We start from the raw sequence: 21,028 nt of genomic DNA on the forward strand, positions 1-21,028 counted from the left end.
ATCCGAACTTGCCGTAGAAGCTTTCTGCGGCTTCATTCAACGCGTGCACGAGCAGCGCGCGCGCCGAGCGACTAACTACGTGGGCGCAACCGCACTGTGGGGAGAATTGGCGGCGGGATCGGGGCGGGCTCGCCCGCGGGAAAGGTACCAAATCGCGGGTCAACGAGGTCACCGTCGGCCGCACCGATCTCGGCCTGCCACTGGGTTCGGTAGCTGACGATTTCTTCGTGGCTGCGGCCGACGAAGTTTTACCACATCAGAATCTGTTCACCGAGTGGTTCGCCACCGATGAGCAGCAGACGCACGGGATCGGCTCCAGCGACCAGGGTGAGCGACGACCGACCGCCGGGGTGTAAGCGAGGTGGTCCTTCGCCACACGCGTGCCGACCAGAAAGAGCACCCCCACGTCGACCAGAACGCCATGCTCAAACGCTGGGTCGATCTCGAGGGTGAGCCGCACATCCGCTTCGAGGAGAATTTCGACGCCGTGCAGCTGCCCAACGATGTGGCGTTCTTCAGTTCCAAACGGGCCGGGCAGGCTGGGCGAAACGGCGACACGATCGGTATTCTCGCCTGCGCCAACTTCGAGTGCTCGGCGAACGTGCGCAACCTCCCTTCGGTCGCCTACATTGGCTTCGACGTGGAGGCCGCGCGCCAGCAGCGCATCGAAGCGCTGGGCCAGCATGTGCGCAAGTTCCTCCAAGACGTGCGCGACGGGAGCTAAAAGCCAGCGGATGGTGCAGCATCCGCTTATATGGTGCGGGCGTCAGCGGGGTCTTTCTGGCGGCGGCTGGCCAGAAGGAGCGGCAGACCGATGAGTTCGACCACGGCGCCGATCACGAGCGAGGTGCCGTAGCCCTGCAGGTCGGCCGCGCGACCGAGGGCCGGCTGGATGAACACTCCACCAAGGCTGCCGAACAGCGAGTCGAACGACAGCACGGTCGCGCGCTGCTTTGACGGGATCATGTCGTTGAGATACGCCTGCCGCACCGGCCCGACGACGGCGAACACGAAGCCCCAGACCACGAGCAGAACGATGGCCAGCCAGAACAAGCTGTTCAGGCCGAGGGCCACGAGCGTGCCGATACTGATGATTACCGCTACCAACACCACGCTGGTGCGTTTGGCGAACAGTGAGCGGATGCGCGGCGCCAGCAGTCCGCCCGCCACCTGCGCCAGGGACAGCACGGCCGCGGCCAACCCGGCAATGGAATACGCGGTCGGGTCGCCGTACAACTCGAGTAGGTAGGGCTGCAGCGCGTAGAAGGCATAGCTTCCGACACCGCCGACGAACGGCGCCGAGAGGATCATATAGCGCACCGAACGCCTTTTCAGGCCGTGCTCGATCGACTGACTGAGCACGTTGCGGATCGCTTTCAGTGGGCCGGCGGAGCGATCCGGAGTAAAACCGAGGTCTTTCATAACAATGAACGCGAACACGAACATCAGCATGAGCACCCCGGCACGCACCAGGAACGGCATACCCAGGTCTGTCACCTGGGCGATCACCCCGCCGAGCACGGAGCCGGAGAACATGGCGATTCCGGTCACCACGAGGCCCCGGCCAAACACGGCCTCGAGGCTGCCGGTGTACCCGGTCGCGGCGAGGGCATCAACCAGCCAGGCTTCGACGGCGCCGGAGAAAAAGGTGAAGCCGAGTCCGAGCAGCACCGACACGAGCGCCCACCAGACGAACGGCGCCTGCCAGAGCCACAGCATCCAGTACAGCCCGGTCGTGACCGACAGGGTGATGGTGCCGAGCAGATAGGACGCCTTGCGCCCGACCGTGTCGGCGACCACCCCGGTCGGAATCTCGAAGATCACCATGCCCACGGTGAAGAACGCGTTGGCGGCAAAGGCCTCGAAGTTCGACAGTCCAGCGTCGAGCAGAAACAGCGTGTTGATGCCCCAGATGAACGAGGCCGCGAGCGTATTCCCGAGCATCAGGGTGAGGTAGACGCGCTGCACACGCCGGGCCGCCGGGTTCACAACCCGCACCCAACGCTGCATGTATTCACAGAGCAATCATCAACCCACACAGCGCGGATGGCTAGCCAGCTCACGACCTGCAACCGATCGGCCTCGCGTATTTGACCACAGGAATGCTCGACCCGCTGAGAGCGGGTGGATAGCCCGCTATCCGAGGCAGCCGCCGGACAGAGTCCAGGGCGATCGGGCTCGGCGGGAAAGCATCAGAAAGGCAATGGTCTCCATTTCCGAGTCTGAACATCTCCTGGAAATGCTGGATGGAGACATCCGATTCGGTGCAGCGGGTAGCAAACCGATGTCTCACGGCGTGCGATCCATCGCGCAGCGTAATGTGGGTGCAGTCGGCCGCCGTGGGCGTGGAGATGCTTATGCGAGTGTTCCTGTGGTCATTCAGATTCCCGGGTTTCAGGTTTAGCGCCGCGAACCCAGGTCGCGAATGATGAGGAGCGTCCACCGCTCGCCGACGGTAGCGGCGGGCGTCTTCCCCAGACTCAGGCGTTCGTGGGATGCTCGGCCAGGTACGCTGCCGGCCCCTTTTCGAAAGCCACCGGATCCATCCATAGGGCGCTGAACTCGTTGCCGTCGGGGTCCTGAAAGTCGCGCGCGTACATAAAACCGTAGTTCTGGGCCACGCGAGGCTCGGAAGCGCCCGCGGCGAGCGCTTTGTCGAGCATGGCGTCGACGGCTTCGCGGGAGTCCCGGCTGAACGCGGTCTGCGTCATCATCGAGGTACTGGGGTCGGCGATCGGCTTGTCGGTGAAGGTGGCGAAGAAGTCTCTGGTGAGCACCATGAGGTAGAGGTTATCGTCGATCACGATGCAGGCGGCGTTCTCATCGGTGAACGCCGGGTTGATCGTCCAACCGAGCCCCTCGAAGAATGCTTTCGAGCGTTCGAGGTCGCTCGTGGGGAGATTGACGAAGATGCTGGTAACCATGGTGACTCCTTTATCGGTCGAGGGTGGCCCGAAAAAATACGGGCTCATTCCTATGCTTTCAACAACCAGCGCTGTGTCAAGAGTGGAGTTGGTCACCGGGTAAGCCAGCCTTGAACAGATGCTGTCAGGGCGCCTTGTGAATCAACCGATGTCATATATGATTCATAAAGCGATAATAGAACAGTGCGTTCTATTATCGAACGGTGACACAATCGCCACGCGAGACCACACCGAGGAACCACTCCGAGGAACCACACAGAGAAGTGAGGAAGCCGTGCAGTTTCACCACCACGGATACGTGTCCACCGATCCCCGCGTTCAGAACGCCGCCGGGGTCGGCATCGATCGACCCGACGAACTGCCCGACAGCGTCGACGTTCTCATCGTCGGAACGGGCCCGGCCGGCATGATCACGGCCGCCCAACTCTCCCAGTTTCCAGGCATCACGACCCGCATCGTCGAACGCCGCGGCGAGCGCCTGGCGATCGGCCAGGCCGACGGAATCCAGGCCCGCAGCGTCGAAACCTTTCAGGCCTTCGGTTTCGCCGAGCGCATCATCGCCGAGGCCTACCGCATCACCGAGATGGCCTTCTGGAAACCCGACCCCACTAACCCGGCAAACATCATCCGCACGGCCCGTGCTATCGATGACCCCACCGGCATCAGCGAGTTTCCGCACCTCATCGTCAACCAGGCGCGCGTCCTGGACTATTTCGCCGAGGTGATGGCCAATGCGCCCACCCGCATGACACCCGACTTCGGATTCGAGTTTCTCCGCCTGGTAAACACCAATGAAGGTGATTATCCCGTCACCGTGACACTCGTGCATACGACCGGCGAGAAGCAAGGCCAGGAACGCATCGTGCACGCCAAGTACGTCGTCGGCGCCGACGGTGCCCGCAGCGCCGTGCGTGATTCGATCGGCTGCACCCTTGCCGGTGACCAGGCCTTTCACGCCTGGGGCGTCATGGACGTGCTCGCCGTCACCGATTTCCCCGACATTCGCACCAAGTGCGCCATCCAGTCCGGAACCGGCGGCAGCATCCTGCACATTCCGAGGGAGGGCGGCTACCTGTTTCGCATGTACGTCGACCTCGGCGAAGTCGCTCCGGACGACAATGGCGCCGTGCGCCAGACCTCGATGGAGCAGATCATCGCGAAGGCGAACGCCATTCTGCACCCCTACACGCTCGACGTGAAAAACGTCGCCTGGCACAGCGTGTACGAGGTTGCCCACCGGCTCACCGACCGCTTCGACGATGTGCTGTCGGCGGAGATCGGCATCCGCTCGCCGCGTGTTTTCATTCTGGGTGACGCCTGCCACACGCACAGCGCCAAGGCCGGCCAGGGCATGAACGTCTCGATGCAGGACGGCTTCAACCTGGGCTGGAAGCTCGCCTACGTGCTCGACGGGCGTAGCCCCGACAGCCTGCTCGGCACTTACTCGGCAGAACGCCAGGTCATCGCCAAGAACCTGATCGACTTCGACAAGGAGTGGTCTTCGCTCATGGCTGCAAAGCCGGAAGACCTCAAGGTGCCGCTCGAGGAGTTCTACACGCAGACGGCAGAGTTTCCGGCCGGCTTCATGACCCAGTATCCGCCGTCGATGCTGATCGGCGAGGCGACCCACCAGTCGCTCGCGACCGGGTTTCCGATCGGTAAGCGCTTCAAGTCCGCCTCGGTGGTGCGCGTCGGTGACGCCAACCAGGTCGAACTTGGCCACCACCACCGCGCCGACGGCCGCTGGCGCATCTACGCGTTTGCCGACGCCGCCTCCGTTGAACTAGCTACATGGGCAGAGTGGATGCGCACGGCTGGCGACTCGCCGCTGCTCGCCCACACCCCCGCCGGCACGGACATCGACAGCGTCTTCGACATCAAGGTGGTCTACCAGCAGGCCCACGCCGAGGTCGACATCAGCCGGGTTTCCGAGGTTTTCTTACCCAAAACCGGCCCGTTCGGGTTGATCGACTACGAAAAGCTCTATGCCACCGATCCAGAACACGACATCTACTCCCTGCGCGGAATCAGCCGCGACGGTGCCATCGTCGTCGTGCGCCCCGACCAGTACGTCGCGAACGTGCTGCCGCTGACGGCGACCGACGAGCTCGCGGTGTATTTTCGGCAGATGCTGCTCGTGCGGTAGCCGCTTCGAGCGGATGCCGCTGCGTCAAGCGGCAGCTTTCTCTGCGAGCGGATGCCACCGCGTCGCCGGCCTACTCCGCCGACGGCCGCTGGCGGTTCTGCTTCGTGGCTGAGCGCTGCTGTTTGACGGCGAGGTGCCGCCGGGCTGAGCCTTTGGTGGGTTTGGTCGCGCGGCGGGCGGGTGGTTTCGCAGCCAGCCCCGCGGCCACCAGGTCGGCGAGCTTCCGCAGGGCGATCTCGCGGTTGCGCAGCTGGGAACGCTGCTCGCTCGCGGCGATGGTGACCACCCCGGAAACGAGACGGTGCCCGAGGCGAGTTTGCAGCAGCATCCGCTCGTCATCGGAAAGAACGGTCGATTCGGCCACGTTCCAGGACAGCTCGACGCGACTGTCGGAGGTGTTGACGTGCTGGCCGCCCGGGCCTGACGACCGCGAGAAGCGCCAGCCCAGTTCGCGCTCGGGAATGGTGAGCGCCGGCGACACCTCAAGATCCATGCGTCAAGCGTCCCACAGATGACTCAGAACAGGGGCCAGGGTACGGCGGGCATGTCGCCGCTCGGGGCGGGGAACTCACCCTCGGACCGCAACCGGCCGCAGCGTTCGGCGAGCGCCGCGACTTCTTCGGGGCGGAGCAGGCCGGCGAGGGTGTTGCCGAGCTCAGCAGACAGGCCAGCGGTGACGCGGTCGATGCCCTCAAGCTCGTCGGCCGTGAGCGCATCACCGAGCCAACCCCACAGCACGGTGCGCAGCTTGTGTTCGACATGGAACGTGAGCCCGTGGTCAACGCCGTGCCGGTGACCGTCGGGCATCGCGAGAATATGGTCGCCCTTGCGATCGGCATTGTTCACGACGATGTCGAACACAGCCATGCGGCGAAGCGCCGCGCTGTCTTCGTGAATGAGGGTGACCATGCGTTCGCGCTCGTCTCTCCCATCGAGTACGTGTCGCCACCCGGCATCCGGAACGGCATCAGCCGCGACGACGTCGACAGCGGCCTGCGCGGCGTCAGACTCTTGCCACAGTTGCACCATGCCTTCGCCCATCGGGCCGTCGCGCAGCCAGGTACGCGGCACGACGTTCCAGCCGAAGACCTGTGAGACCAGGTAGGCGGCTACCTCGCGACTGGCGAGGTTTCCGTCGGGAAAATCCCACAGCGAATGCTCCCCCGCTACCGGTTTGTAGACGACCACCGTGCCGTCGATGCTCCCCAGGAACGTTGCATTCGAGGCCGTCGTGATGCGGCCGGTGAGCTTCAACTCACCATTGACCAGGTCGGGAATCGGCATCAGGCTTCGGGCAGGGTGCAGGTGTGCCCGTCGGCGTCGACGGGGTAACCGCAGAGGGAGCACATCGGTCGCCCGGCGCCGACGACCTCACGCGTGCGTTTCGCGAATGCCCGCGCCGTGCCGACGGGGATGCGCACCAGCAGCATTTCAGCCACGTCTGCCGGATCGAGCAATTCCTCGTCATCGTCGGTGATCGGGTAGGCCTCGATCACGACCTGCACCGTTGAGGGGTCCCAGCCCAGGCTCATCGCCCCGATGCGAAATTCCTCGGCAACGGGTTGCTCAAGCGGGTCGTTGTCGACGAGCTCAATGGGGGTCGTCGTCGGAATACTGAAGGGGTTTCCCTCGAAGGTGATCAACTGGTCGAGGATCTCATCGATCTTCTCGCCGAGCAGCGCCGACTGCTGTTTCTCCAGCGCGATACTCACGATACGGGTGCCACTGCGCACCTGCAGGTAAAACGTGCGCGACCCGGGCAGGCCGACGGTGCCGACGACGACCCGGTCGGGCCAGTCAAACTCATGGACGATTGTAGGCATGTGAATATTTTACGCGTTCGAGGTGCGCGGCGGCTGATGACCGGCTCCACCGCCGACAGCAGCATCCGGTGAGTGGATGCTGTTGGCCAGCCACGATAGATCGCCGCCGTCGGTGTTGGTGGCGTAGACGCTCGGCCGGCCGGAGCCGTAGCGCACGATCGACACCGACCCGGGGCCGACGTTAATGCGTTGGAACAGGTCGAGGTGCATGCCAAGCGCGTCAGCCAAAATGGACTTGATGACGTCGCCGTGGCTGACCGCCACCCACACGGCACCGGGCCCGTGCTGAGCCTCGAAGGCGGCGTCGTGGCGTCGAATCGCGGCCACCGACCGCGCCTGCATCGCCGCCATCGATTCGCCGCCGGGAAAGATCACGGCCGAGGGTTGCGTCTGCACCACCGACCAGAGGTCTTCTTTGGCCAGATCGCTGATGGTCCGGCCCTGCCAGCGGCCGTAATCACACTCGGTGAGATCGTCGTCAATCGGCGTGATCGGGGAACCGCTCTGCTGGTCGAGGATGAGCTGCGCAGTCTGCTGGCAGCGTTCCAAGGGGCTTGAGACCACGCCGACCAGGGGCACCACCGCGAGGCGTTTTCCCGTCAGAGCTGCCTGGTCCTGCCCGATCTTGTCGAGCCGCACTCCGGCTGCCCGCCCGGCGAGTATCCCGGCGGTGTTTGCGGTGGTGCGGCCGTGCCGCACGAGAATGACTGTGGCCATAGGTCTAGCCTAGGCATTCGTTTGACGAGCACTGGACGCGCACTGTCGATCCCCAGGGCTCGCGGTACATGTTTGAGAAGTTCGCCCGGGTTTGAACACGTGCCAGCTTCAGGACCGCCTGCTGCAACACGGCGGCAGAACTCCGTGCTCAGCTGACCGCGCTGCGCAACGGAGGCGTGCGCCCGCTGGCAAACTGCCGCAGGCGACCGTCGATCGGGTCGGTGAAGCGCACCTCGTTCGCCAGCAGTTGCAGGGGCCGGGTGAAATCGTCGCTCGCGATCTCCTGCACGATCGGGTAGATCGGGTCGTCACTGATCGGAATCCGCAGGCGCACCACCACGCTCTGCACGACGTGGCGCCCGCGAGGAATGGTCGAGAGAAAGGCAGGTTTGTCGATCACGACGATGCGATCGTCGCGATAAATCAAGTGAATTGGCCCTGGAACGAATGTCTCCTCGGCCAGATCGCGGTGGAACCAGACGAAGGTGTGCGGCCGGTAGGGGTCACGACCGGCGACCGCGGTGCCGGTCTCGTAGACAAAGCGCCCCTGAGCCAGAAAACCGGCCACGTCCACGAACTCCGACAAGCGTTCGTCCAGCCAGGCACCCATCGTCTTCCGAAGCGGATACTGCGCCCGTTCCGGCGTGCAGACCCACGCGGCCTCGAGGCCGTGACGTTGCGGCAGTGGAGAGCGCGGCGGCATCCATTGATCGTACGTCGCGCCGCCCTTCGTGATTCTTCCGTTGACATCAACGGGAGAATCCAATAGCGTTCTGCGTGAATCCTGCGAAATTCCCTGGAGCGGATATATCGGAAGGGCGTCAGGCTCACTGCCTCGTCCTACTCTCGACTAGCTTCCTTGGCGGCACGCTCTACGCGCAGGACGGACTGATCGATTCTCTCGCCTCCGCCGCACTCACAGCCGCGGCTCTGCACCAGGACTTGCACAAATGCCGACATCAGCTAGCATTCAGGCAACATGCACAAAGGAGAAAAACCTCCTAAAAACTTCTAAAGGAAGTGCGATGCGTAACCCGTTCAAACCCACTGCGGGCGCCCGACCGCCCCTCCTCGTTGGACGCACCGACGCTCTGGAGGGCTTCCGCGAGGGCCTGGAAGACGGCTCCGGTTCACCTGGCCTGCTCACCATCTTCACCGGCCCCCGGGGTATAGGCAAGACCGTCATGCTGTCCGCAGCCGAGGATCTGGCCAAGGAGCACGGTTGGATCGTCATTTCCGAAACCGCCACTCGTGGACTCATGGTGCGACTTGCTGAANACCGCCACTCGTGGACTCATGGTGCGACTTGCTGAAGCAATGATCGCTCACCGTGACGAGCTCGGCGACGGCCCCCCAAACAGACGCATCACCGCGTTTATCGCCGCAGGGTTCGGCCTCACAACCGAGCTGCCCCCGGAGCATCAGGTGGCGTGGCGTGAACTGGCCACCGACCTCCTTCGTGTTCTCGACACTCACGCCACCGGCCTTCTCATCACCATCGATGAGATCCACGCTGTCGATCGTGGCGATCTGCTCGAACTCGCAGCGGTCATCCAACATCTGATCCGGGAAGATCTGCCGATCAGCTTGCTGATGGCGGGAATCCCCAAGGCCGTCAGCGATCTGTTGAACGAGGACGTATCCACGTTCCTGCGTCGAGCGGACCGCATTGACCTGGGTGACGTCCTGCTTTCGGACGTGCGCGCGGCACTGGCTCGCACCTTCATCGACACGGGAATTTCGCTCACCGACACACAGCTCACGCGGGCGGCGGCAGCGACCGAAGGCTACCCGTTTTTGATTCAGCTGGTCGGCCACCAAGTGTGGCGGCGCGCAGTCGACGGCGCTCTGACCGACGAAGCGGTTGACGCCGGCATCGTCGCAGCACGCAATCGACTCGGAACGACCGTCCTCCAAGCATCACTGGCCGATCTATCCGACGTCGACCGAGCGTTTCTTGCGAAAATGGCCGGAAACGATGGACCGGTCGCGCTTGCCCTCATCGCCGACCAACTCGGGCGAACCAAGAAATATGCCGGTGTATACCGCCGCCGGCTCATCGACGCGGGAGTCATCGTTGACGCGGGCTGGGGGCTGATCGATTTTGCGGTACCTCATCTCCGTGCTTACCTTCGCGCCAAGAACGAATAACGGTTGAGGGCTTCCCGTCGCAAACGGCGCACACAGCGAGTCGTGCTTCGGGTGCAGTTCTGCAGGAAGTTCGCGGATGCCCGCTTTGTCCAGCTCTTATGACGACGAAGAGGCTGGCAAATCGGCGTGTGCGGGGCATCCTCGTCATCGGTGAAAGCAGGCCGGTTCCACTCTGGCGGCCGCAGCAAGGTTGACTCGGGTCAGGCCGCGAATATGGCGTGCATCACGGACCCGCTGGGCAAGGTCGACTCGGGTATTGCAAAGCTGCTGACGCTTGGCGGCCTGGGAATCTGGTGGTTCGTCGACCTGAACATCGTTCTCGCCCAGGGCCGACACCGTGCAATCCGGGGCAGACGATACCTTCGGCACGTTCGCGGTCGTATCGCCGGCCGGGGCCGGCGATAACCTCGTCATCGTGCCCACCGGAGCCACCGCCAGGATCGTCACCGCCACCCACGACGGCTCGGCGGTCTTTTCGATCATCGAAGAGACCGCCGAGCTCTTTAGCATGGGGATGCTCGTGAACGAGATCGGGGGCGTACTCGGGCACAGTGCTGCTCAGCTTCGTCGAGCGGAGCGGGCGGTCGGTTTTAGAAGGAGACCCCGCAGACCAGCGCCGCATTGGCGAACGGCGTTGCCTCCCCCGTGCGAATGAACAGCTTCGCCGACGCGGAGAATGCTTTCAACTCTGCGTGGCTGATGTATTCGATTTCGTTGAAACGCTCGGCCAGCCAAGCTCCAGCGGGGGCGGTCTTTGCTTCCTCCGCCGCGACGCAACCCTGAAACAGCATCTCATCGAGCAGTGCGTCCAGAACCTGTTCGAACCGCGGGATACCGTGCACCACAGCAAGGTCGATCACGGGAACCCCCTGCGGGATCGGCATGCCACAGTCCGCGAGCAGAACGATATCTGTATGACCGAGCCGGGCCAGTGCACCCGACAGCTCGGCGTTCAGGATGCCTCTCCTTTTCATGCGTTCACCGTCGGCAGCACGTCGGCCAGTGTGGGATATGAGGTCTGGGTTCCACGGCTCTGCACCGCAAACGCCCCGACTCGTACGGCCAGGCGAACGGCCTGAGGCAGGCTCACCCCGGCAGCCAGCTGGGCGCTGAGCGCTCCCACGAATGCATCGCCGGCCCCCGCACTGTCGACGGCGACGACCGTCGGCGATGCCACAATGTTGGTACCATCCCGATCAGCACAGATGGCTCCCTTGGCGCCGCGCGTCAGCACAACGGATGCGACGCCCGACCCCAGCAGTCGGCTCACCAGCTTGGCCTCCTCGGTGGGGACAGCGCGATGCGGTTCTAATTGTGCGAGCACGAGGGCAGCCTCGTGCTCGTTGACGACCAGCGGGTCGGCGCGCCGGATCGTCGCAGCATCCAATTCGATCACGGGAGCCAGATTCAGCACCACCCGTCCCGTTGCCAACCGCGCCGCCTGCGCGATTCCCTCGGCGGGAATCTCACCTTGGAGCACCACTACAGAAGCAGCAGCGATGATGCCCGCGTTGGACTGAACAGCCTGTGCACCCATCAGAGCGTTGGCGCCAGGAATGACCACAATCGTGTTTTCGCCGTCATCATCCACGCTGACCAGGGCCAGCCCAGTGGGTTCACCGACCGTTCGCACGGCCGACTGGTCGACACCCACATCGGTCAGGATCGCGGTCGCGACGTCGGCCTGCAAATCCCGACCGACTGCTCCAACCATGCGCACACTGGCTCCGAGCCGGGCCGCGGCCACGGCTTGGTTGGCCCCCTTACCGCCGGGTAAGTATTCCATCGACGTTCCGATGAGCGTCTCTCCCGGCTTCGGGTGGCGCTGCACGCGGATCAGCTGATCGACGTTGATGGATCCAACGACGACGACCGAACCGTGCGCGCTGGTGCTAGTGCTGGCGGGTGAGATGAGGGCACTCCTGGCGAGGTGACTCACTTGGCGAAGTCGCCGACATTCGTCTTGGTGACGGAGACGACCTCGACCGGAACGGTCTTCGCGATCGTCTCGCCCTTGATGGCCTTGATGGCGAATTCAATGGCGAGCTTGCCGAGTTCGGCCGGCTGCTGGGCGATGGTGGCGACGAGGGTACCGGCCTCGACGGCGTCGAGTCCGTCGGTGGTGCCGTCGAAGCCGACGACAAAGACCTCAGAGCCGGCCCGTGCGCCCAACGCCTGGATGGCGCCGAGGGCCATCTCATCGTTCTCCGCGAAGAGACCGGTGACACCCGGGTTGGCCTGCAGCAGGTTGGTCGTGACATCGAGCGCGGCGGCGCGGTCGAAGTTGGCCGTCTGCGTGGCGACCACGGTGATGTCGGGGTATGCCTGCATGCCCTCGTCGAAGCCGGCGCCGCGCTCCCGACTGGCTGACGTTCCGGCTACCCCCTGCAGGTGGATGACCGTGCCCGTTTCGCCCATGGCTTTGGCGAGTTCATCGGCCGCCTGACGGCCGCCGGCCACGTTGTCGCTGGCGACGAGTGATGCCAGGTCGACGTCGGTGACGGTGCGGTCAACTCCGATGACGGGAATTCCGGCACCAATCAAGGCCTCCACTGCCGAGGCGGCGGCATCCGAGTCCACCGGATTTACGATGACGGCCTTGGCACCGCTGGAGGCGGCCGTAGCGAGCTGGTTGGCCTGCGTGGCAGAGTCGTTCTGCGCGTCAACGATGCTCAGCTCCACTCCGGCTTCCTTGGCTGCCGCCTCTGCACCGTCGCGCAGTTCCACGAAGAACGGGTTGTTCAGGGTGGAAATGGCCATCACGATTTTGTCGCCGGAGGCCTCTGCGCCGCCGCCGCGGCCACAGGCAGTGGTTCCGACCAGGATCAAGGCGGCCGTAGCGGTCAATGCCGCGATTTTGAGGAACGGGGATGACTTCATTGTGTTTCCTTTGAGTGAGATGGAGTGGAAATGATGAAAAGTTGCCAGCAGCCGACGAGTCAGCTATTGCGGGTCTTGCGACGAAGCACGTCGATGCCCACTGCGAGGGCGATCACGAGGCCGATGACGACCTGTTGCCAGAATGAAGTGACATTGAGCAGGTTCAGGCCATTGCGGATAACGACCAGGACCAGAGCCCCCACGAGGGTGCCCGAGATTCGGCCGAGACCACCGGAGAGCGAGGCGCCACCGATTACGACGGCCGCAATGGCGTCGAGTTCATAACCGGCCGCCGCCTGGGGCTGCGCGGAATCGAGGCGCCCGGCGAGCAGCAGTCCGGCGAGGGCAGCGAAGAGTCCGGCCAGGGCAAAGACGGTGACAAGGATGCGCTTGACCGGCAGACCCGATAGCCGTGCGGCTTCTGCGTTTCCGCCGACGGCGTACATCGAACGACCGATCACGGTGCGGTTGAGCAGGAACGACGCGGCCAGGGCAGCGATCACGAGAATGACGATCGGCATCGGCACCGGTCCCAGGTTGCCGCCGAGAAAGGAAACCTCGGGCGCGGTCTTGATCGGCCGGCCATCGGAGATGACCAGGGTCAGTCCGCGGGCAACGCTGAGCATTGCGAGGGTGGCGATGAAGGACGGCAGCTTTCCATAGGCGTTCGCCAAACCGTTGATTACTCCGGCCAGCGCTCCGACTACCAGACCGCCTACGAGAGCGAGCCAGCCGGGGAGGCCAGCACTGGCGAACATCCAACCGGAGGACATAGCCGACAGAGCCGCCACACTTCCGACGGACAGGTCGATGCCGCCAGCCACGATGACGAAGGTCATCCCGAAGGCCAGCACGGCAACAGTGGATACTTGGATACCGATGTTGAGCAGGTTCGGCCCCGTCAGAAAGTCCGGGGTTGCGATGAACAGGGCGAGGCAGAGAACAACAAGGCCGACCAGGGCGCCGTTGTTGGCGAGGAACTTCTTGTAGTCGACGCCGCGTCGCCGCGTCGGCAGGGTGGTGGTGGACATGAGGTGCTTCCCTATCTCTGTTCGTGCTTCTCGTCGACATCGCGGGCGGCGAGTGTCATAACTGCGTCTTGGGTAGCCTCTGCGGAACTGAGCTCGCCAGCCAGCCGGCCGTCGCGCATCACCAGGATGCGATCGCTCATGCCGAGAATCTCGGGCAGTTCGCTGGAGACCATGAGAATCGCTCCCCCGGCCGCGGTAATCGTGTTCATCAATTCGTAGATCTCGACCTTGGCTCCCACATCCACGCCGCGAGTGGGTTCGTCGAGCAGCAGGACCGTGGAGGCGGCGATGATCCAGCGGCCGAACACGGCCTTCTGCTGGTTCCCTCCGGAGAGTGCGCCGATGGGCTGGTCGATCGTGTGCATGCGGATGCGAAGTCTCTTCGCTACCTCGGTTGCCCGCCTGCGTTGACCGGCAAAATCAACCAGTCCCAGCTTCGCGGTAGACGCAAGGGTTGCGTAGCCAAGGTTGTTATTGACGGACGCGTCGAGCACCAACCCCTGTCCCTTGCGGTCCTCCGGTACGTGCCCGATGCCCGCGGCGATGGCGGCCTTGATATCGCCCTTCGGTAGGTTCTGGCCGCGCACGGCCACCGTGCCGGAAGTGTACCGATCTGCGCCCGCGATGGCCCGGATGAGTTCGGTACGTCCGGCGCCGACCAGACCCGCGATGCCGAGTACCTCGCCCGCCTTGACGGTGAAACTGATGTTGCTGAATAGTCCGGTCGAGGTGAGGTTCTCTACGGTGAGCACTTCCACGGCCTGACTCAGATTTTCGGACACTCTGGGGAACTGGTCCTCAATGCCGCGGCCGACCATTAGCTTGACGAGCTCGTCTTCGGATGTCGAAGCCGGAACCTCTCCGATAAATTCGCCGTCGCGCAGTACTGTGACGGTGTCTCCGACCTCGGCGATCTCGTCGAGGTGGTGGCTGATGAACAGCATGCCGACGCCTCGCTGGCGTAGGTCGGCCATGACAGCGAACAGGTTTTCGGTTTCGTGGCGCGTCAGCGCCGCGGTGGGCTCGTCGAGTATCAAAATGCGGGCGTTGATGCTCAGCGCCTTGGCGATCTCGACCAGCTGCTGCCGGGCGATGCCCAGGTCTCCGACCAGGGCATCGACGTCGATATCCAACCCGATCAGGGCTAGAGCGGCACGGGCCTGCTGGCGTAAGGCCCGGCGGTCTACGAGACCGTGCTTAGTCGGCATCCGCCCGAGCATGACGTTTTCGGCAATGCTCATGCTGGGAACAAGGTTCAGTTCCTGATGAATCGTGGCGATGCCCAGCGCCTCCGCCGCGCGAGTGTTCGGCAGGGTAACCGTATTTCCATCAACGACGATGTGGCCGGAGTCCGGCTGGTAAACGCCCGCCATCATCTTGATCAGCGTGGACTTGCCAGCGCCGTTCTCCCCGAGCAACACCTGAACCTGGCCGGGATACACACTGACCGTGACATCGTTGATGACCGTGACCGACCCAAAGACCTTTCCTACATTCTGCAAGGTCAGCAGTGGTTGTTGAGTCATGTCAGTTCTTCCTTCGGCTGGATGCGGGCAGGATGGGCACCGACGACGAGGCCCTGATGACGAGTTCGCTGGGGAGAACCACCGATTGGGGGGTTTGCCCGGCGATGACCTCAAGTAAAAGGTCGAAGGCGATCCGGCCCATGTCCTCCACGCTGTGAGAGATGACGCTGAGGGCCGGGTCGAGTAGGGCGAACCACTCGATGTCATCGAAGGCAACCAGGGCGATGTCCGTGCCGATGCGCAAACCGAGTTTGTGCAGGATGGCGATCGCGCCGACGGCCATCAGGCTGTCCGCGGCAAGCAACGCCGTGGGTGGGTCGTTCAGTTCGAGCAGAACGTGCACGCCCGCCGAGCCGCTCGCCGCCTGAAAGTCACCGAAGTAGACCAGGTCAAGGTCTTGACTGAGACCGGCGTCGGTCACAGCCGCAGCGAAGGCTGCGTACCGGTCGCGTCCGGTCGAGGTCGCCTGCGGACCGGAGATATACCCGATCCTGGTGTGCCCGAGGGAGGCGAGGTGTTCTACGGTCTGACGAATGCCTACTGCGCTGTCGGTGGTTACGGTCGGCACGTCGATGCCGTCGACTGTGCGGTCTACGAAGACGGTGGGAACTTCGCGCTCGATCAGGGAACGGATGCTGCCGCCACCGTCGCCAAGTGGCGCCACGATGATGCCGTCCACCCGCCGAGAGATCAGCGTCTCCAGGTACCGGTCCTGCTGTTCCTTCTGCTCGTTGGCATTGCCGAGCAGGGTGACATAGCCCTCGGAGAGGGCTGCTTGCTCAACAGTATGGGCGAGGTCGGCGAAGAACGGGTTGCGCACGTCTGGTACCAGCAGGCCGATGGAATCGCTCCGGGTCGAGCGCAGGGCCCTGGCCTGCGCGTTGGGCCGGTAGTCCAGCTCGATGGCTGCCGCTGCGACCTTGTCCCGAGCCTGGGGAGAGGTGGCGGGATTACCAGAGAGTACGCGGGACGCGGTGGCTGCAGAAACGCCAGCGAGCGCGGCCACATCCTTAATTGTGATGTCCACCATCTCTTTCACCTCATCGTGGTCGTGGAATCGATTCCATGGAATCGATTCCATACTAGATCGCGGAGTGAACGTGTGTCAACGTGACCCGCCAAACTGGACTTGATCCTCAAGCGTGCTTGAGACGGCACCTAGATCTTGGGTCTGCGGAATCTACGGATGGTTCCCTGAACCACGTCAAGAAAAATGGGGTCTCGGCTGGTTAGTGTTAGTGCTATTTCGCGTCGTCGTGGCACGCACGCGAGAAGCCCGCCCGTGTGTGAACACGGGCGGGCTTCTTAAACACGTGCTGTGAGGTGCTCGCGGTCGATTACGTCAAACTGACGCCGATTAGTCGGCGCTGATCTGCAGGCGAAACTGGTCGCGCTTCGCGTGCAAATTCCAGAGGTGCTCGGCCAGCTTTGCCGGGTCCTTTTCGGGGTGGCCAGCAATGATGCCACCGCCGATGATGAGCTGGGACACCTGGATACCCTCTTCACCAAGAACCTCATTCAACAGCTGCGCGTAGGCGGCCTGTCCGGCAAAGGCAATGGATGTACCCGTCAGACTGCGTACCGGAGTCACTGCGGTGCCGCCGTTGACGAACAGGATGGTGCCCCGGTTCTTTCCCAAGAAACGCATACCGGGTACGACCTGGTGCACCGCCGCGACGGGACCATAAACGGAGAATTCGATCGGTCCGACCAAATCAGCGGGTGTCGTTTCGAGCACGGGACGCATGAAGTCCTTCTGCGGCAGGGGGCTGTACTGCAGCACCTCGATCGCGCCGAGGGTTTCCGCTACCTGCTCGAGCGCTCGCGTGATCGACGGCTGGTCCCGCACGTCGGCGACAAAACCCTTCGCGGTGATTCCCTCTTGGCGCAGTTCTTCAGCCAGGGCATCCACTCGCCCCTGGTTACGCGAAATCAGCGCAACGGTAAATCCTTCCTTACCAAAACGATGCGCTACTGCTGCACCGAGTCCCTTGCCTGCACCGATAATTGCGATAGTAGTCATACCGGTTGCAAGACCCCTCTACGGGGAAATATTCCCTCGGGAAACATCATGAGCGACCCAGCAACATCGTTGGCCTGGTATCAGAGCAGCGGCAGAACCTGCTCACGAACCTGCTTGCGCAAGACCTTGCCGAGCATCGAGCGTGGCGTGTTTTCGATCTGCACGATTCGCCGCGGAATCTTGTACGCCGCGAGGTGTTCCCGGCAGTGCGCCCGCAAGGCATCCTCGTCGAGAGTGGCACCCGACTTGAGCTCGATCGCGGCTATGACCATCTCCCCGCCCCGTTCGAGCGGACGGCCGAACGCGGCGGCGTCACTGACACTCGAGTGCAGGCGCAGAACGGCCTCCACTTCGGAGGGCGAGACGTTGAAGCCACCGGTAATGATGAGCTCCTTAGCCCGGTCTACGATCGTGGTGAAGCCATCCTCATCCACGATCACGATATCACCGGTGCGCAGCCAGCCATTGGGCAGAAGCGTCTTCGCTGTCTCCTCCGGGTTGTTCCAATAACCCTGAAATACCTGAGGTCCCTTCAGTAACAACTCTCCTGGCTGGCCTACGGGCACCTCGGTACTCGGGTCATCCAGATCGACTACTTTCATCAGGGTCGATGGAAAAGGCACACCGATCGTGCCCGTACGTCGGCTGGCATGAAACGGATTACCCAGGGCGACCGGAGACGACTCGGTCATGCCATATCCCTCCACAAGCAGTCCGCCCGATACTGACTCCCACAGTTCTACGACGTGATCGGGTAGATTCATGGCGCCCGAAATGCAGTACTTGCACGATCGCAGCGAGATCCCTCTTTCTTTCGCGGCGAGCGCCGTGCGCTCGTAGATCGGCGGCACCGCGCAGTACACCGTTGCGGGTGACTTCTTCATGGCGTCGAGAATCAGACCGGGCTCGAACTTCGGGAACAACACCAGCAAACCCTGCTTGCGGATGCCGTACGTCAGGTACAAAGTCATCCCGAACGCGTGAAACATCGGCAGGATCGCATAGAAGATTTCTTTGCGGTACTGCGCTCCGTGCATCCACGCCTCACCCTGCAAAGCATTGGAATACAGGTTGAAATGAGTGAGCATGGCCCCCTTCGGCGTGCCAGTGGTGCCCGAAGTGTACTGAATGGCGGCCAAGTCATCCACCGACGGGCGCGGATGCGCGAAGTCGATAGCACCATGACCGAGCAGGTCCTTCCACGACATCGTTCCCGGCGCCGGGCCCGTAAGCGCCGCGCGTGACTCGCGCAGGTTCTTCACCGGCAGGTGCAGGGCGAGGCGCTTGAGGGTGGGAAACTCCATGAGGAGATTGACCGAGACGACGTGGTCAATCTCGATGTCGGCCGGAAACTCACGCACGGCGGCCGTCGCCTTGTCCCACGCGATGACGACGCGGGCCTGGTGATCTTCGAACTGGTGACGTAATTCTCTGGAGGTGTAGAGCGGATTGTGCTCCACCACCACCGCACCGAGGCGGAGCACCGCGTAGAAAGCGACGACATGCTGGGGACAGTTCGGCAAGATCAGAGCCACCCGGTCGCCAGCTTGCACCCCGAGATGGCGCAACCCCTCGGCGGCCCTGTCGATCTGGTCGCCGAGCTCGGTGTAGGTCGTTCGACGCCCAAAGAACTCCAGTGCAGGGTGGGCGCCGGCCTCGGCTACTGCCCGCTCGAGCATCGCCACCAGGGACTCCGTTGGGAGTTCAATCTGGGCGGGAACGCCCGGTTGATAGTTCTTAACCCACTGCTCGTGTTCATTGTTTGCCATGACCCCATCCTCCCGTGAGTTGAAGCGGAATCCTGCGCGTGCCCTGCGGATGCCGCGACCGATGCGATCAGGCAGCGGCCACGTCGATGAGCACCTTGCCGGTGACACCACTTTCGACCAGCGCATGGGCATCCGCTGTGTGCGCGAGGTCGAAGCGATGCAGCGGCAGTCCCGCATCCGCTCCCACGTTCAGCGCGCCGTCGACGAGTGCGGCATTGATGCCGGCGGCGGCCTGGTGCACGACCTCGGCGCCGACCGTGTAGAGCAGCACGAACTGGTAGCGCACGTTGAGGCTGAAGTGTTTGCGTACGTCGAGAGTCACCAGGTCGCCGCCATTGTTGGCGTAGACCGCGATCGAACCTCGGTTGCGGATGACGGCTAGATCCAGGGCGGAATTCTGGGCTGGGGCCACCTCCACGATCAGGTCAACTCCGTCGGGAGCGACGTTGCGGATCTGGGTCACCACGTCAGAATCGGTATAGATCAGCACTCGGTGAGCACCGGCGGCCGTGGCGAGCGCTGCCTTGGCCGGCCCACTTACCGTCGTGATCACGGTGGCACCAGCCCAACGTGCCATTTGAATGGCGGCGTGGCCGACTGCACCAGCACCGCCGGCCACGAGCACAATCTTGCCGGCCAGGGCGCCCGGATACAGCGTGTCCGGACCGTCTTCGGCCACCGATAGCGCTCGGTACGCCGTGACGGCCGGCACCCCCAGGCTCGCTCCCTGGTCGAAACTCGTCTCGGGCGGTAAGGCGAACACGCGCTCCGCCGGCAGTACCGCGTATTCCTGCGCGGTACCGCTATCCGCACGCTGGTACGCGGCGAGAGCGAGCCACACCCGGTCGCCCACGGCGACGTTCTCGACACGGTCACCGATCGCATCCACTATGCCGGCGCCGTCCTGATTGGGTACGACGTCGGTGAATGCCAGCGCCTCTCCGGGCGCCGTGCCGCGACGTGACTTCCAATCTGTGGGATTGACCCCGCTCACCACGATACGCACCCGCACCTCCCCCGCCTTGGGTTCACCCACTGGGCGATCGACGAGTTGGAGTACGGACGGGTCACCGGTCTGGCTATACACAATGGTCTTCATGTAAAACGCAACGCATCGTGCGTCAAAATGTTTCCCGCGGCCGAGGACCAAGTCGATGCTCCATGGCCGCGCGCGAAAGTGAGCACGATGGCGCCGATGAATCCGGCTCCCGATTCAGAGTTGAGGTGACCTCGCTAACGCGGCGAGACGGCGCAATTCTTGGCGGATGAAAAGCCCCAGCGACCGCCACAATGAATCGCATTCACGGGTTCATGGCCTCGGGGCGTAGCGCTCAACCTCAAAGCAGTCAAATGTGTCGTCTCACAGGGTCACCCGGCGACTTCTGCGGCGCTGCTTCGAATGATGAGTCATAGCGTCAATAGTGCCTTCACGACTGCAGCGAAGGCCGTAACGAACGGGGATACGACATGCTTCTTACTGGTTTGGGCCTGGGCATTGCCCTCGGCTTCGCGATGCAACGCGGTCGTTTCTGCGTTACCGGCGCGTTCCGTGATCTCTGGGTCACCGGCAACACTCGCTGGATTACGGCGTTTCTGATCGTGATCGCCGTGCAGAGCGTCGGAGTCTTTACCCTGGATGCAGTCGGAGTAATCTCGTTGGCGTCCAGCGCCTTTCCCTGGCTTGCCACAATTCTTGGGGCCTTCCTCTTTGGCTTCGCCATCGTGCTCGCCGGCGGCTGCGCCACGGGCACCTACTATCGGGCCGGTGAGGGTCTGGTGGGCAGCTGGCTGGCGCTCATCTTCTACGCGCTGTTCTCCGCGATCTCGAAGACCGGCGTGCTGGCTACGGGAGTCTCCGGCCTGCGCAGCGTAACGGTGGAAGCCTCAACCGTGCACGGGCTGCTTGGCGTCTCGCCCTGGCTCCTGATCGCCGTGCTGGCCAGCGCGGTTGGTTTGTTGACCCGGCATCACCTGCGCAAACGCCCAGGAGCTCGCCTAGCCACCCTGCCGCCCCGCAAAAGCGGCATCGCCCACCTTC

Annotated in this window: 22 protein-coding genes; 5 read left to right on the top strand and 17 right to left on the bottom strand. The window is 63.3% G+C overall.

Annotated elements, in window-relative coordinates; genetic code table 11:
• Positions 1-227 precede the first annotated feature (227 nt).
• Together CXY71_RS22350 and CXY71_RS21420 are read left to right on the top strand one after the other, a co-directional pair.
• A complete protein-coding gene (locus CXY71_RS22350) occupies positions 228-356 on the top strand; it encodes a hypothetical protein (RefSeq protein ID WP_255411365.1) in 129 nt (42 codons plus the stop codon).
• A 5-nt stretch (positions 357-361) separates the two neighbouring features.
• On the top strand, positions 362-724 hold the full coding sequence (locus tag CXY71_RS21420; RefSeq protein ID WP_233198173.1) for an FBP domain-containing protein: 363 nt from the start codon (positions 362-364) through the stop codon (positions 722-724).
• A 26-nt stretch (positions 725-750) separates the two neighbouring features.
• Here CXY71_RS21420 and CXY71_RS05440 read toward each other — a convergent pair whose 3' ends face one another.
• The gene (locus CXY71_RS05440; RefSeq protein WP_104134670.1) at positions 751-1,989 is read right to left on the bottom strand and encodes an MFS transporter; all 1,239 of its coding nucleotides are present in this window, start codon (positions 1,987-1,989) and stop codon (positions 751-753) included.
• Positions 1,990-2,480: 491 nt separating this feature from the next.
• Complete coding sequence (locus CXY71_RS05450; RefSeq protein WP_104134671.1) at positions 2,481-2,924, bottom strand: VOC family protein; 444 nt, start codon at positions 2,922-2,924, stop codon at positions 2,481-2,483.
• A gap of 274 nt (positions 2,925-3,198) precedes the next feature.
• On the opposite strand from CXY71_RS05450, the gene CXY71_RS05455 reads away from it, so the two are divergent.
• Entirely contained in the window at positions 3,199-5,070 is a 1,872-nt protein-coding gene (locus tag CXY71_RS05455; RefSeq protein WP_104134654.1) for an FAD-binding monooxygenase, read from the top strand.
• A 70-nt stretch (positions 5,071-5,140) separates the two neighbouring features.
• Here the strand turns inward: CXY71_RS05455 and arfB are convergent, their stop codons facing one another.
• The 5 genes from arfB to CXY71_RS05480 form a co-directional block, all read right to left on the bottom strand.
• Entirely contained in the window at positions 5,141-5,563 is a 423-nt protein-coding gene (gene arfB / locus CXY71_RS05460) for an alternative ribosome rescue aminoacyl-tRNA hydrolase ArfB (protein ID WP_104134655.1), read from the bottom strand.
• A 23-nt stretch (positions 5,564-5,586) separates the two neighbouring features.
• Positions 5,587-6,354, bottom strand: coding sequence for an SCO1664 family protein (locus CXY71_RS05465; RefSeq protein ID WP_104134656.1), 768 nt, complete (start codon positions 6,352-6,354; stop codon positions 5,587-5,589).
• Entirely contained in the window at positions 6,354-6,893 is a 540-nt protein-coding gene (locus CXY71_RS05470; RefSeq protein WP_104134657.1) for a DUF3090 domain-containing protein, read from the bottom strand. The genes CXY71_RS05465 and CXY71_RS05470 overlap by 1 nt, the downstream gene beginning before the upstream one ends.
• Before the next feature lie 9 nt (positions 6,894-6,902).
• Entirely contained in the window at positions 6,903-7,610 is a 708-nt protein-coding gene (locus tag CXY71_RS05475; RefSeq protein WP_104134658.1) for a histidine phosphatase family protein, read from the bottom strand.
• A gap of 148 nt (positions 7,611-7,758) precedes the next feature.
• Entirely contained in the window at positions 7,759-8,313 is a 555-nt protein-coding gene (locus CXY71_RS05480; RefSeq protein ID WP_104134659.1) for a hypothetical protein, read from the bottom strand.
• 614 nt (positions 8,314-8,927) lie between these two features.
• On the opposite strand from CXY71_RS05480, the gene CXY71_RS05485 reads away from it, so the two are divergent.
• Positions 8,928-9,761: an ATP-binding protein gene (locus CXY71_RS05485; RefSeq protein ID WP_233204439.1), complete on the top strand. Its 834-nt coding sequence runs from the start codon at positions 8,928-8,930 to the stop codon at positions 9,759-9,761.
• 144 nt (positions 9,762-9,905) lie between these two features.
• On the opposite strand, the gene CXY71_RS20985 is transcribed toward CXY71_RS05485, so the two are convergent.
• From CXY71_RS20985 to CXY71_RS05535, 10 genes are all read right to left on the bottom strand, one after another.
• Positions 9,906-10,244, bottom strand: coding sequence for a hypothetical protein (locus CXY71_RS20985; protein WP_158252986.1), 339 nt, complete (start codon positions 10,242-10,244; stop codon positions 9,906-9,908).
• 107 nt (positions 10,245-10,351) lie between these two features.
• Complete coding sequence (rbsD, locus tag CXY71_RS05495; protein WP_104134660.1) at positions 10,352-10,735, bottom strand: D-ribose pyranase; 384 nt, start codon at positions 10,733-10,735, stop codon at positions 10,352-10,354.
• Positions 10,732-11,700 (bottom strand): ribokinase, encoded by a 969-nt coding sequence (locus tag CXY71_RS05500; protein ID WP_368665859.1) that lies wholly within the window; start codon positions 11,698-11,700, stop codon positions 10,732-10,734. The genes rbsD and CXY71_RS05500 overlap by 4 nt, the downstream gene beginning before the upstream one ends.
• The gene (locus CXY71_RS05505) at positions 11,697-12,641 is read right to left on the bottom strand and encodes a substrate-binding domain-containing protein (RefSeq protein WP_104134661.1); all 945 of its coding nucleotides are present in this window, start codon (positions 12,639-12,641) and stop codon (positions 11,697-11,699) included. Before CXY71_RS05505 ends, CXY71_RS05500 begins: the two co-directional genes overlap by 4 nt.
• 59 nt (positions 12,642-12,700) lie before the next feature.
• Complete coding sequence (locus CXY71_RS05510; protein WP_104134662.1) at positions 12,701-13,672, bottom strand: ABC transporter permease; 972 nt, start codon at positions 13,670-13,672, stop codon at positions 12,701-12,703.
• Between the two features lie 11 nt (positions 13,673-13,683).
• The gene (locus CXY71_RS05515; RefSeq protein WP_104134663.1) at positions 13,684-15,198 is read right to left on the bottom strand and encodes a sugar ABC transporter ATP-binding protein; all 1,515 of its coding nucleotides are present in this window, start codon (positions 15,196-15,198) and stop codon (positions 13,684-13,686) included.
• Between the two features lies 1 nt (position 15,199).
• Positions 15,200-16,228 carry a LacI family DNA-binding transcriptional regulator gene (locus CXY71_RS05520; RefSeq protein WP_104134673.1) on the bottom strand — a complete coding sequence of 343 codons (1,029 nt, stop codon included), beginning with the start codon at positions 16,226-16,228 and terminating at the stop codon, positions 15,200-15,202.
• 327 nt (positions 16,229-16,555) lie between these two features.
• Positions 16,556-17,221 (bottom strand): SDR family oxidoreductase, encoded by a 666-nt coding sequence (locus CXY71_RS05525; protein ID WP_104134664.1) that lies wholly within the window; start codon positions 17,219-17,221, stop codon positions 16,556-16,558.
• A gap of 80 nt (positions 17,222-17,301) precedes the next feature.
• On the bottom strand, positions 17,302-18,990 hold the full coding sequence (locus CXY71_RS05530) for a long-chain-fatty-acid--CoA ligase (RefSeq protein ID WP_104134665.1): 1,689 nt from the start codon (positions 18,988-18,990) through the stop codon (positions 17,302-17,304).
• A 67-nt stretch (positions 18,991-19,057) separates the two neighbouring features.
• Positions 19,058-20,089 (bottom strand): NADPH:quinone reductase, encoded by a 1,032-nt coding sequence (locus CXY71_RS05535; RefSeq protein WP_104134666.1) that lies wholly within the window; start codon positions 20,087-20,089, stop codon positions 19,058-19,060.
• A 368-nt stretch (positions 20,090-20,457) separates the two neighbouring features.
• On the opposite strand from CXY71_RS05535, the gene CXY71_RS05540 reads away from it, so the two are divergent.
• The coding region (locus tag CXY71_RS05540) for a YeeE/YedE family protein (RefSeq protein ID WP_146071654.1) at positions 20,458-21,028 on the top strand (571 nt) is incomplete at its 3' end.

This window comes from Cryobacterium sp. Y62 (assembly GCF_002929785.1).
Lineage (GTDB): Bacteria > Actinomycetota > Actinomycetes > Actinomycetales > Microbacteriaceae > Cryobacterium.